This is a genomic window from Longimicrobiaceae bacterium (genome assembly GCA_035936415.1).
Classification (GTDB): domain Bacteria; phylum Gemmatimonadota; class Gemmatimonadetes; order Longimicrobiales; family Longimicrobiaceae; genus JAFAYN01.
Genome location: DASYWD010000482.1, coordinates 1 through 12,112, shown reverse-complemented (window position 1 = coordinate 12,112; position 12,112 = coordinate 1). Strand labels below are relative to the sequence as shown.

The 12,112-nt window shown below is 71.5% G+C and carries 12 protein-coding genes; 4 read left to right on the top strand and 8 right to left on the bottom strand.

Features of this window, described 5'->3' with window-relative positions; genetic code table 11:
- On the bottom strand, window positions 1-258 hold a 258-nt coding region (locus VGR37_19620), incomplete at its 3' end, for a zinc ribbon domain-containing protein (GenBank protein ID HEV2149619.1).
- A gap of 177 nt (window positions 259-435) precedes the next feature.
- Here VGR37_19620 and VGR37_19615 point away from each other — a divergent pair.
- Together VGR37_19615 and VGR37_19610 are read left to right on the top strand one after the other, a co-directional pair.
- The gene (locus VGR37_19615) at window positions 436-729 is read left to right on the top strand and encodes a hypothetical protein (GenBank protein ID HEV2149618.1); all 294 of its coding nucleotides are present in this window, start codon (window positions 436-438) and stop codon (window positions 727-729) included.
- A gap of 203 nt (window positions 730-932) precedes the next feature.
- Window positions 933-1,313 (top strand): response regulator, encoded by a 381-nt coding sequence (locus VGR37_19610; protein ID HEV2149617.1) that lies wholly within the window; start codon window positions 933-935, stop codon window positions 1,311-1,313.
- Between the two features lie 79 nt (window positions 1,314-1,392).
- Here the strand turns inward: VGR37_19610 and VGR37_19605 are convergent, their stop codons facing one another.
- The 6 genes from VGR37_19605 to VGR37_19580 form a co-directional block, all read right to left on the bottom strand.
- Window positions 1,393-2,694 (bottom strand): hypothetical protein, encoded by a 1,302-nt coding sequence (locus VGR37_19605; GenBank protein ID HEV2149616.1) that lies wholly within the window; start codon window positions 2,692-2,694, stop codon window positions 1,393-1,395.
- Window positions 2,695-2,722: 28 nt separating this feature from the next.
- Window positions 2,723-5,779: a SusC/RagA family TonB-linked outer membrane protein gene (locus tag VGR37_19600; GenBank protein ID HEV2149615.1), complete on the bottom strand. Its 3,057-nt coding sequence runs from the start codon at window positions 5,777-5,779 to the stop codon at window positions 2,723-2,725.
- Window positions 5,780-6,287: 508 nt separating this feature from the next.
- On the bottom strand, window positions 6,288-6,737 hold the full coding sequence (locus VGR37_19595) for an arginine repressor (protein ID HEV2149614.1): 450 nt from the start codon (window positions 6,735-6,737) through the stop codon (window positions 6,288-6,290).
- A gap of 89 nt (window positions 6,738-6,826) precedes the next feature.
- Window positions 6,827-7,255 carry a cupin domain-containing protein gene (locus tag VGR37_19590; protein ID HEV2149613.1) on the bottom strand — a complete coding sequence of 143 codons (429 nt, stop codon included), beginning with the start codon at window positions 7,253-7,255 and terminating at the stop codon, window positions 6,827-6,829.
- A 167-nt stretch (window positions 7,256-7,422) separates the two neighbouring features.
- Window positions 7,423-9,582, bottom strand: a complete 2,160-nt coding sequence (locus VGR37_19585) for a hypothetical protein (GenBank protein HEV2149612.1) — start codon at window positions 9,580-9,582, stop codon at window positions 7,423-7,425.
- A 93-nt stretch (window positions 9,583-9,675) separates the two neighbouring features.
- A complete protein-coding gene (locus tag VGR37_19580; protein HEV2149611.1) occupies window positions 9,676-10,389 on the bottom strand; it encodes a glycerophosphodiester phosphodiesterase family protein in 714 nt (237 codons plus the stop codon).
- 163 nt (window positions 10,390-10,552) lie between these two features.
- Here VGR37_19580 and VGR37_19575 point away from each other — a divergent pair, with 163 nt between their 5' ends.
- Together VGR37_19575 and VGR37_19570 are read left to right on the top strand one after the other, a co-directional pair.
- Entirely contained in the window at window positions 10,553-10,957 is a 405-nt protein-coding gene (locus tag VGR37_19575; protein ID HEV2149610.1) for a hypothetical protein, read from the top strand.
- Window positions 10,958-11,042: 85 nt separating this feature from the next.
- Window positions 11,043-11,294 (top strand): hypothetical protein, encoded by a 252-nt coding sequence (locus VGR37_19570; GenBank protein HEV2149609.1) that lies wholly within the window; start codon window positions 11,043-11,045, stop codon window positions 11,292-11,294.
- Between the two features lie 45 nt (window positions 11,295-11,339).
- On the opposite strand, the gene VGR37_19565 is transcribed toward VGR37_19570, so the two are convergent.
- Complete coding sequence (locus VGR37_19565; protein HEV2149608.1) at window positions 11,340-11,999, bottom strand: MarC family protein; 660 nt, start codon at window positions 11,997-11,999, stop codon at window positions 11,340-11,342.
- Window positions 12,000-12,112 lie beyond the last annotated feature (113 nt).

The following is a 12,112-nucleotide window of genomic DNA, read 5'->3' as shown; positions in this document are numbered from 1 at the left end:
GGCCCAGGCCAGCACCGCGGCCAGCGCGAGCACCGCCACCCCGGCCACCGCCCAGGGGACCAGGTTCGCGCGGGAGGCGGGGGCCGCGTCCGGGGCGGCGGCCGGGCCGCCCGCGGCGGCTCCGCACTCGTTGCAGAAGCGGGCGCCCGGCGGGAGGGCGTTCCCGCACTCGCGGCACTCGGCGTCCACGGCGACGCCGCAGCTGGAGCAGAAGCGGCCGGTGGCCGGCTTCTGGCACGAGGGACAGGTTCGGGTCATGGGTCTCCGGCGCGTGGATCGGGTGGTGGACGGGCAAATCTACGAGGGGCGCGGAGTTGCCTCAAGGGAGGTGCAGCATGGCTGCGCGTGGGCCCCTGCTCCCGGCACGCGAAATGCGCTACATAGGCCCCCCATTTTCTGGCGACATCGCAGCACGCCGCAAGGCAGAGGAACCGCATGATCCAGAGCATCGACTCCCTGCGCAGCCGCGGGGGGGAGCCCGACCAGCCCCGGGAGCCCGGGGCCGACTCCCGCCCCGAAGACCCCGTCCCAGCCCCGCTCCGCAGCCGCATACCGCGCGCCCCGGAGCCCGAGCCGGTGGAGCGCCTGATCCGCAGCCTGGCCGCGGACCACCTCCGCGAGCTCCGCGACGATGGAGTCACCCTCGATTACATGGCTCGCATGTACGGGGTCAGCGCGGAGCGGATGGAGATCGTCTGCGCCGAGCTCCTCCCCTCGCCGCCCCGCTGAAGCCGGTGATCCCGTCCCGCCGCCGGAGCCGAGTCGCCCGGCGGCGGAGGGGCTAGCGTGGAATGGCGCACCTGAAGCGACGGGGTGAGCGAAAGTCTTGCGCTCCGGGGGGTCCCGGCACATACATTCTACAAATCTCGCCGTTCACGCCTCCCGCGCCGTTCCCGACGCGAGCTACCCCCTCCGTTTCCCGCCGAGGTGCAGTGGAGCCGCAGAAAACCGTCCTGGTGGTCGACGACGACAGCGACAGCCGGAACATCTGCTCTCTTTTCCTTCAGCATCACGGCTATCGCGTGGTCGAAGCCGTGGACGGGGAGGAGGGCGTCCGCCGCGCGCGCGTGGAGCACCCGGCCCTGATCCTGATGGACGTGACGCTCCCCGTCCTGGACGGGTGGGCGGCGACGGAGCAGCTCAAGGACGACCCGGAGACGGCGTCCATCCCCGTGGTGATCCTCACCGGGCACGCCCTGGAGCGCGACCGGGCGCGGGCGCTCTCGATCGGCGAGGGGTACCTCCCCAAGCCCTGCACCCCGCGGCGCATCCTGGAAGAGGTGCAGCGGCTGATCGGCCTGGCGGCGAACTGACGTGCCTGGCTGGCCCCGGACGCACGAAGGCCCGGCGAGATTCTCGCCGGGCCTTCGTGTCCTACGCTTCTTCACCGGCTCAGTAGGCGGGATTGCCGAGCTTCTCGTTCAGCTGCGGAACGAAGCACTCCGCCGTCCCATAGGTCCCGATGAAGGGATCCGGGTGCTGGCCCTTGGGCCACTGGTCCACGCCGTAGAACCTCTTGTACCGCCGGAGGTCGCCCACCCGGTGGCCGTCCAGGAAGAAGTCGCGTCGGCGCTGGTCGCGCAGCTCGGCCTGCGGGTTCGCCGGGAGCGCGGTGAGCGCCGGCTGACCCCCAACCGCGCGGCGCTCGTTGAGGAACGCCAGCAGCTGCGCATCCGTCATCCCGCCCGCCTCGGCCACGATGTACCGCGCCTCCAGCCCCGAGGAGAAGCGGATGCTGGTGGTCTTCTGGAAGGGCACCGTGTCTCCGCTCGCCACCCAGCCGCTGAACGAAGGCGCCTGGTAGGGTCGGAAGAGCGGGGTGGCCCCGTTGTGCCCCGTCCGGGAGGTCCGGGTGTGCAGCACGCGGCGGTCGTTCAGGTTCCGGAAGGTGACGTCCACCCCGAGGTTCTGGTTCGCGCCGTTGCTGGACGCGAAGAAGATGTTCTCCAGGGCGTCCTTCGATTCGCCGTAGAAGGTCCGGAACTCGAAGCCGGCCGGCACCTGCGAAGCGAACTCGATCGCCTTCGCCTTGTTCCCCAGGTCCAGGTAGGCACGCGCCGCACCCACCCGCGCCAGGTTCAGGAGCGAGTCGGCACGCGCCGCCCTTACCCCGCCCGCCTTGGCCGTGCTGGCCGCGGCGATCGCCTGCTCGAAGCGCTTGATGCCGCGCCGGAGGATATCGTCCGAAGAAACCGCCGCCGCATCCGGCTGCAGCGGGCTCTCGCAGAAGAGCTCACCCAGCAGGACGTAGCTGTAGCCGCCGTACGCGCGCATCCGGGCCAGATCCAGGCTCTGCTCGGCGGTCGGCTGCGGGAAGAGCCTGTTGAACCGTCCGGCCAGGGTGTCGGCGGAGAAGCGCGCCTGGTGGAGGAAGGTGTAGACGCTGTGGAGCTCCGTCCGCTCCTCCTTCATGATGCGCCCGTCCCACTCACGGTAGCCCACGAAGTTGTGGCCGGTGACCATCTCGTCGCTGAACCAGCTGCTGTTCCGGGCGATGTCGTCGTAGATGTACTGAAAATCGCTCACCACGGTGCTCGCCATCAGCGAGGCGTTCACCGTGTCGCCGAGCTGTTCGTCCAGCACGGCGCCGGGGTTCTGCACGTCCAGCAGGTCGCTGCACGCCCCCAGTGCGGTGGCGAGCAGCGCGGCCGGGAGCAGCGCTGCGAGCCGGCGCTTGTAGCTCTTGTGGTTCATGGTTCTGCCGTTTGGAGGTCGCAAGGGCTTAGAAGCGGGCGCTGATGGAGGCCTGAAGGCGGCGCAGCATCGGCACCGACATGTAGTCGGAGCGGTCGACCGAGCCGAAGCCCGCCGTGTTCGCGATCCCGTTGAAGTTCACTTCCGGGTCCATCCCCAGGTAGTTGGTCCACATCGCCAGGTTGCGGCCGGAGAGCATGAAGGTCAGCTCGTCGGTGCCGAAGCCCCGGGTCAGCCGCTGCGGGATGGTGTAGGACACCGAGACCTCACGCAGCTTCACGAAGTCCGCCCTGGTCACGAAGGGGAGCGTGGAGCCGGAGGTCCGCTCCGCGTACACCTCGGGGTCCAGCGCCGGGTTCGCGCCGATCCTGGAGACGCCGTTGGAGTAGCGGATGAACTCCCCCGCGTTCCACATGTAGTTGCCGCCCTTGTAGTCGGCGAACACGTAGAAGCGGAGGTTGCCCAGGAGGGTGAGCGTGTTCGCCAGCGAGGCCTCGCGCGTGGGAGTCGACGATCCGATGTAGACGGTGTCGGTGCTCAGCAGGCCGCGGCCGTTCGCGCTCTTCTTTGTGGTGCCGTCCTCGTTGCGCTGCACCTGGATGCCGAAGTAGCTGCCCAGCGGGTAGCCCTCCCGGATCCACTGCGTGGTGGCGAAGTCGCCACGGAGCTGAGGCTCCAGGCCGCCCAGGTCCACCAGCTCGTTGCGGTTGGTGGAAAGGCCCACGCGCGCCTCCCACGTCAGGGCGCGCGACTCCACGGGAGTGCCGAAGAGCGAAAGCTCGATCCCCGAGTTCGCGATCTCGCCCGCGTTCTCCAGCCGGGTGCGGTAGCCGATGTTCCCGGGCTGGTTGAGCCCGCCGAAGCCCGACGACGGCGGCACCGGGATCGGGATCAGCGCGTCGAAGGTGCGCTTGTTGTAATAGCTGAAGTCCACGCCGGCGCGGCCGTCGAAGAGGGAGCTCTCGAACCCGAGCTCGACCTCGGAGCCGGTCTCGGCCCTGAGGTTCGGGTTGCCGTACGCCGCCGCGTGCAGGGCCGGGGTGGTCTTGCCACTGGCCTCCACCAGCGTGGCCCCGCCGTAGGTGCGGTCGGCGGAGAAGGGGGCCGGCGAGTTGCCCGCCTGGCCCCACGCGGCGCGCAGGCGGAGGTTGTCCACGCGGGGAAGCCGGAACCAGGGCTCGTCCGAGACGACGTACGAGGCGGAGAGCTTCGGGTAGATCACCGTCGAGAAGTCCTCACCGAAGGCGGAGTTGTCGTCCACCCGCAGCGCCCCGGTCAGGAAGAGCTTGTTGGAAAGACCGACCTGCTCCTGCACGAAGAAGCCGAGCGAGGTCTGCTCCGAGAGCCAGGTGTCGCCCTTGATGATCGCGGCGGTGCCGACCAGCCGCACGTCGTCCGACACCAGCCCGGTGCCGATCGCCTCCGTGTACTCGTAGCGGCGGGCGTTCAGCTGCGCGCCGAAGGAGAAGTCGGAGCTCACGTCGCCCCAGGGGAGGGTGTTGCTGATGGTGCCCGCGTAGTCGAGGGTGTAGCTGTGGCGCTCCGGCGTGAACTGGTTGATCTCGCCGCCGGCGCGGTCCACGCCGAAGGGGGGCGGAGCGGTGCCGCGCCAGATCGGGTAGAACACGGTGCCGACGCTGACGTTGTGGTCCACGCCCGCGACCAGGCGGTTCCTGAACCAGCTGAGCGGCGTCCAGTTCACGGTCGCGCCGCCGACGAAGCGGTCGGCACGCAGCTGGTTGTCATAGATGTTCGCCTCGGCCGGAGAAAGGCCCAGCCAGCCGATGCCGTAGTTCCCCTGGCGGCCGGGGACGCCGCGGATCGCGTTGCGCAGCACGCCGTTCGAGGCGTTGTCGTTGAGCGGCAGCTGCGAATGCGTACGGGCGTACGAGACGGTCACCGCCAGGTCGAGCGTGGACAGCGGGTTGACGGTGAAGTTCGCCCGGCCGCTCGTGCGCGAGTTCTCGTTGTTGTACTGGACCCCCGATTCCTGGAGCCGGTCGCCCGAGACGAAGAAGGAGTAGCGGTCCCCGCCGCCCCGCGCGCTGAGCACGTAGTTCCTCAGGTCGCCCTGGCGCAGCGCACCCGCCTCCTGCAGCAGGTTCGCACTGATCATCCGGCGCTCGTCGCCCGCGGCCAGCGTGGTGTCGACCCCGGCGCAGCCCGGGAAGGAGCCCACCGCGCCGCTCCCCGAGTTGCGGACGCGCGCGTTGGAGCAGAGCGTCCAGTTGGTGGGCGTTTCGATGGTCCAGTCGATCTGGCCGTACTCGGCCTTCGCGTTCCACTGGAGCCCCTGCTGGCCCTTGCGCCCCTTCTTGGTGATGACCTGGATCACCCCGTTGGCCGCCTCCGCTCCGTACAGGGTCGCCGCCGCGGGCCCCTTCACCACCTCGATGCTCTCGATGTCGTCGGGGTTGATGAAGTCCAGCGGGTTGCGGGACTGGCCGGAGACGGCGTACCCGCTCTGGACGTTGCTGATCCGCACCCCGTCCACGATGAAGATGGGGATCTGCGCGCCGGCCAGGGAGCTCTGTCCGCGGATGCGGATCTGCGCGGCGGTGCCGGAGGTGCCGGCGCCGGGGCTGATGCTCAGCCCCGGGGCTCGCGCCTGCAGCATCTGCGTGACGCTGGTGATGGGGGCCTTCGCGGTGAGCTCCTCCGCGGAGATGCTGTTCACCGCGTTCCCGATGGCCCGGCGCTGCGTGGCGCCGGCGGTGCCGGTAACCACCAGGGCGTCCAGCTCCAGCGCGCTGGTGGAGAGGGCGAAGTCGGCGCGGGCAGTCTGGCCGGTGCCCACCGTGACGGACCGGGTAGCGGCGGTATGGCCGATCATCTCGGCTCGGACCTGCGCCGGACCCGCGGGGACGTTGGCGATGGCGTACTCACCCGTCTCGCCGGTGACCGCGCGCCGGGCGGAGCCGACGATCGTGATCTGCGCACCGGCGAGCGGCCTCTGGCTGCCGGCGTCGGTAACCGTGCCCCGGACGGTCCCGACCGCCTGCGCGGCCAAGGGAGCTGCGGCCGCCGCGAGCAGCGCCACCACGGCGAGCCCCAGCAGCGATCCGCGACGAACGAAGGATCTCATGTAGTGTTCTCCTGAGACAACTGAAGGCGACCGACTGCGAAGCGGACGGACCGGGCTGCGAGTGAGAGTCTCCTTCCGCCGGTGGCGGAGCGGGCGTGGCGGTGCCGGCGGCGCGTTGCGATTCAGGTCCGGCGCAGATCCGAACGGATCGAGAGCCCCGGGCGCTCGCGAAGGGGCGCGGGGCGGAAGAGACGGCCAGGAGAGCGCCCGCGGGGCATTCCGCTGCGGGCGGCGTCCAGTTGGGCGGCAGGGGGAAGTGTGGAGCCCGGACGCTACGGCGTGCGGGCTCGCTTCCCCTGAGCGCCGCTCATTTTAGACGTAAAAAGACTACCAGGCAGGCCAGGAGATTGTCAACCGGGGGAGCTTCAGACGCACTCGCGTGGACGGCGGAGCGTAAAGCGCCCGGGTATAAGTGGTTACGGGACACGGCGGGCGCACTCTCCTGGATTGCTGTCTGGAAATAATCTCAGGGAGAGACTTGAGTGTAAACTATTACTGCACAACGGGATCACACTCCGGCGATCTCCTCCAGCCGGCGGGTGACCGGCCCGAGCTGGTCCGGGCTCCGCAGCACCAGCAGGATGGAGTCGTCCCCTGCGATGGTCCCCACCACCTCCGGCCACTCCTCCCGGTCAAGCGCCACGGCGATCGGCTGCGCGCCCCCGGTGAGCGTCCGCACGATCAACAGGTTCCCTACCCCGTCCGCGCCCAGGTAGAGCGTGGGGAGGAGCCGCGGGAGGGTCGGCGTGGGATCGGTGACGTTGGAGGGCACCGAGTACACGTAGCCGCCCTGGTCGTCCGGAAGCTTCACCAGCCCCAGCTCCCGCATGTCGCGCGAGAGCGTCGCCTGGGCGACGTCGATCCCCCGCTCGGCGAGCAGCTCGCGAAGCACCTCCTGCGAAGGGACGCGGCGGGTGCGGATCAGCTCGAGGATGACGGCGTGGCGCTGGGGCTTCACGGAACGGCGGGAGAGGGGGGGCGCGGGTGGCGCGATGCCGAATGGTAGAGCGGGACCGGGGGCGGCGCAAGCACGCCGCCCCCGGCGCCTCAGGAGGACGCCGCGTTCCCCTCGGCGCCGGACGGGTAGTCGCCCGGGTGCTGCATGAGGTGGTCGTCGCCCACGGCGGAGATGGTGATGAGCAGCGCGCTGGCCTCCGAGGCCCGGATGTCGTGCGCGTCTCCCGGCCCGAAGAAGAGCACCTCTCCGGCGCGCAGGTCGTGGCTCCCCTCGCCCGCGCGGAAGTGGATGGCGCCCTCCAGCACGTGCAGCGTCATGGGCGAGTCCGCCTGGTGCGTCCCGATCTCGTTCCCCTCCGCCATGGCGACCAGGGTGAGACGGAAGCGGCCGGACTTGGCGAGGGTGCGGCCCGCGCGCCCGCTCCGCCTGTACGCCTCCTCCCCCCGGAGCGACTGCAGCTGCTCGCGGAGGTCGAAGGTCATCATGGGGCCCGCCAGGGGACGGTTGATCGAGGACATTGCTCCGCTCCGTGCTCGCGTGAGGTCTGGACTGCCGGTCTGCAGGGTGCCGCGGGTTGCAAGGACGGGACCGGAACCGAAGTGCTGGAGTGCGAGGTGCGAGGTGTCGGGCAGGGGCCCCGCCGTTCTACTTTCGCACTCACGCACTCACGCAGTTTCGCACTCTGTCAGAACCACGACACCAGCCCCACCGTCCACCGCCCCCGCTCGCCCTCCTCCAGCGGCTTCGAGTACTCCACGGCGAAGGCGTCCTCGAAGATGCTGACGCCGATGCCCACGGTGCGGCGGGCGCCATCGGTGGGGCGGGAGCCCACGCGGAAGAGCTCGTCGGCGGAGCGGTCGGCCACGTCGGCCCAGGCGCTGGAGCCGGAGAGCACCAGCGCGGGGCGGAGCGGGGGGACGATGAAGAAGCCGGCGCGCGCCAGCGGCTCCTGCGTGTACGGTGGGAGGAAGAGGAGGAGCCGCGCCCGCCCGATGGCCGCCGTCGTCCCGCCGAACTCGTTGGGCTCGTAGCCGCGCAGCCCCTCGGCCTCGCCGAAGCGGATCAGGAACTGCGGCGGGACGTCGCCCGCCACGTGCCCCGCGTCGCCGCGGAGCGCCAGGGTGACGAAGGGGCCCAGGGAGCGGCGCGCTGCCAGGAGCCCGGTCACCCGTCCGAAGCTCCAGTCCGCGAACCCGGCCTCGCCGCGAAGGGAGGCGACCAGGCTGTTCCCCAGCGCGAAGGCGCCGCCGCCCACGCCGTAGCGCAGCTCGCCCTCCACCCCGGCGTGCGTTCCGGGATCGGCGGGGGCCACCTCGGGGAAGCGGCGCGCCCGGCCGAACAGGAACGAGTCGGTGTTGCGGGTGACGGAGTCGTGGCGCTCCCACCGCCCGCCCAGCCGTCCGGTCAGGCGGCCGCGGCGGATCCCGGCGGCCGCCTCCACGCCGGTGGCGTCGTAGTAGTCCAGGATGTCGTACCCGCCCAGGGCGGCGTTCAGCGAGTACCCCAGGTCCCAGCGGAAGGCGGGGCGGAAGGCCTGCGTGTCGCGCAGCCGGCGGTACACCCCCCCGGACGCGCTCCATCCCTCCCGCTGCCCGAAGGGGCCGGTGCTCTCGTCGATCCACAGCGCCGTGGCCTCGCCCCGCGCGGTCCCCTCCGAGAAGGCCCACCCGGCGGTGGCGTACACCTGCCAGGCGGCGCCGTCCGGCAGCGCCTGCTCCACGCCGACGGCGCCGCCCAGGAAAGGGCCCTCCACCCGGTTGTAGCGGAAGAAGTGCTCGCCGCGCTCCGGCAGGAAGCTCACCCGCACCCGCCCCTCGTCGCGCGCGGCGGCGCCGGTGGTCTCGCGGGCCAGGTCGTTGAAGTCGGCGATGTCGAAGTCGCCGATCCCCTCGCCCACCGTGCCCCACCCCCGGAACGCGTCGCCGCCCCGGTCGCGCCGCACCAGCGCCGCCCGCCCCGGCTCCTCCGGCGACCACCGGGTGTTCAGGTCGTACCCGGAGAGGGTGCTCGCCACCCGGATCGCCGCCGCCCCGCCGAAGAGCGGGGAGGAGATCTGGATCTCCTGGCGCTGCCGGTAGGGGAGCCAGAAGCGGTCCTGCACCAGCCCGTTCTCCATCTCGAAGAACACCCCCGTGCGGGTGAGCCGGAAGCGCCCCCCCGGCTCCGCGAAGCCGAAGCGCGCCCGCGCGATGGCGGCACGGTCCAGGTCCACCTGGAAGGAGCCCACCACCATCTGCGGCGCGTCGCTCTGCTGGACGGCCCGCGGGCGCACGTCCACCGTCACGAGCCTGACGATCCCTTCCGTGGTCCGCACCCGCACGGTGTCGCTCACGGAGTAGCGGTAGAGCTGCATCCCGCGCGCGGAGAAGGGGTGCACCGCGCGGGAGATGCGCCGGACCGTGCGCCCGGCCGCGGTGGGCGCCGGGGTGGGGGAGAGCTGGAAGAGGTCGATGGTCTGCCCGTACAGGTGCGGCACGATCCAGGGCTGCTCCAGCAGCGACCCCACGCTGTACGGGGTGGGCGCCAGCATCCGCACGCGGTGCCCCGCCACCTCCTGCAGCAGGCTCCCGCCGCGCTCCCAGCGCAGCGTCCCCGCGAACTCGTCCACCGTGACGGGGACCTCGCCGGCCAGCGCCGAGTCCGGGCGGAGCGACAGGTACACCGCGCTGCGGTAGTCGGCCCGGTAGTCGGCCAGCTCCTCGGGGATGACGGAGCCCGCCCGCGTCACCCGCTCCACCAGCTCGCGCGTGGCGGGGGAGTCGAAGGCGTCGGGGACGGTGTCCTGCGCCGCGGGCGCGGGGGTCCCCTGGAAGGCGAGCAGGGCGATGGCGGTCGCGAGCAGCATGTGGTCAGGTGGTGCTGGATACGAAAGCGGCCGGCGCGGAGGCCGGCGGTGCGGGGGGCGGGAATGGCAAGGGGCGCGCCATGCGCCCCCCGCTCAGCCGCCCGCGTCGCGCCGCACGGCGACTGCGGTGCGCGGGTCGTTGGTGATGATGGCGGCGACGCGGGCCTCCAGCAGTGCCCGGATCTCCGCCGGGTCGTCCACCGTCCAGACGACGGTGGGGAGCCGCGCGGCGGCGAGCTCCGCCAGCCGCTCCGGGGTCGCCAGCGCCCGGTGGATGCACACGCCCCCGGCGCCGCAGTCGCGCACCAGCTCCGCCACCGTGGCGTCCCACACCTCGGTCACCATGGCGCGGCGCACGCCGGGCGCCAGCCTTCCCACCTCCAGCACCACGGTGGGGAGGAACGAGGAGACGAAGGTGCGCTCCAGGACGCCGGCCCGCTCCAGCGCCGCGAGCGCGGCGGCTTCGGTCCCCTCGCCCTTCAGCTCCACGTTCAGCCAGGCGCCGGATCCCGCGGCCCAGTCGGCCACCTCGCGCAGGCGGCGCAGCGGCTCCCCCGGCCCGGCGTGCAGCCGCGCCAGCTCGGCCCAGCTGTGGGCGCGGACCTCGCCGCGCCCCTCCGTGGTGCGGTCCAGGGTGAGGTCGTGGATCACCACCGGGGCTCCGTCGGCGGAGCGCTGCACGTCCAGCTCCACCCCGTCCGCGCCGGCCTCCACCGCCATGCGAAAGGCGCCGAAGGTGTTCTCCGGCGCCTCCAGCGGGGCGCCGCGGTGCCCCAGGATCAGGGTGCGGGTGGGGAACGCCAGCATCGCTTCGCCTCTCCGGTGGGACGGTTGCGGCCGGTGTGCCGGCCGGCCGGGAAGCTACGCGGTGCGCGCGGCTTCTTCCAGGGGGAGCGGCCGCGGCGGCGTCGCGCGGCCCGCATCCTGCTGCGGAGCGCCGGTCTTCACGTTCCCGCAGCAGGAGAAGACGATGTTCCGCAAGAGCTCCGAGGCCGAGTACCAGGAGAACGCCGTGGGCGGCATCCGGCACCTGTTCCAGCTCGGCCCCTTCGAGTTCCACGACACCCTGGACGCCGAGGACCGGTTCCGCCACTTCGTCCGGGAGGCGCCCGCGGGCGACGAGGAGGAGGCGGTCTACGAGGTGGACCGGGAGAGCATGTACGAGTTCATGGCCCGCTACCTGGCCGGCGAGTACGAGAAGACCGAGTACGACATGGAGCGATCCCCCGGCCACGACGCGCTCCTCGACCTCCTGGAGCTGGCCGCGGCGCGGGCGCGGAGCGGCGAGACCGAGTTCTCGCTGGAGGAGCTGGAGCAGGGCGAGACCGAGGTGATCGACGACCCGGTGGACCCGGACGAGCTGGACGGCCGGTAGCCGTCCTCGACGGAATGGGCACACGGGCGCGGAGGTGTTATCTTTGGGATCCTAGCCTGGCGGTTCCCCTATCCGGAGGTCGCGTTTGTCCACTGTAGATCTCGCCGCCGAAATGGCCGCGGCGCGCCAGCGCCGCTCCGAGCAGACCGCCCGCCTGCTCCGCGAGGCCCGCGTGCAGGCCATCCGCACCGCGGTGCGGCCCGGCTCCACCCGCACCGAGGTGGAGGAGTGCGCCCGCAGCCTGTACCCCCGCCTCCGTCCCGAGCTCTTCGAAGAGGCCGTGAACCTCGTCTGCGAGATTCACCGGCTCCCCCGCGCCGACCCTCCCCAGCCGTAGTCGCGGGCGTCCCGGTGCGGTGTGGTCTGAGCGGCTGCCGCCCGGTCAGCTCCCCACCCCCGCCTGCCGCAGGATCCCCACCAGGATGGGACGCGTGCCGTCCACGATGAACTGCACGGCGATCACCGTCACCAGCAGCCCCATGATCCGCGTCATCACGTTGAGCCCCGTCTGTCCGAAGAAGCGGACGATGCGGGGCGCGGCGTGCAGCACCGCGTAGGCGATCGCCAGCACCGCCAGCACTGAGGCGAAGACGACGGCGACGCGCGGCGTCGTCGTCGCCTGCGTCATCAGCACCATGACCGTGGTGATCGCCCCCGGCCCCGTGATCATGGGGATCCCCAGCGGGGTGATCCCCACGTCCTCCTTCTGCCGTCCCTCCTCCTCCTCCTCCTGTGTGGCCTTCCCGCGCGAGCGCTTGGCCTGGAGCATGTCCATCCCGATCCCGAAGAAGATGATCCCGCCGGCGATGCGGAAGGCGTGGATGGTGATCCCGAAGATCTGGAAGATGGTCCCGCCCAGCAGGGCGAACACCACCAGCACGGCGAAGGCGGTGAGCATGGCGTTGCGCAGCGTGCGCCGCCGGTGCCCCGGGGTGTAGCCGTCGGTGAGCGCCAGGTACATGGGCGCGGCGCTCAGCGGGTTGATGATGGCGATGAGCGAGGTGAAGCAGAGGAGCGCGAAGGTGCTGAGGTCTTCCGTCATCGGGTACGTGGGCGTGGATCGCGGACCGGCACGAGCGGCGGAAGGCTAGTCCCGGACCGGCGCGGAGTCAAATCGGCCGCGGGCGCCAGACAAAAGGAAGGGGGCGCCCCGTG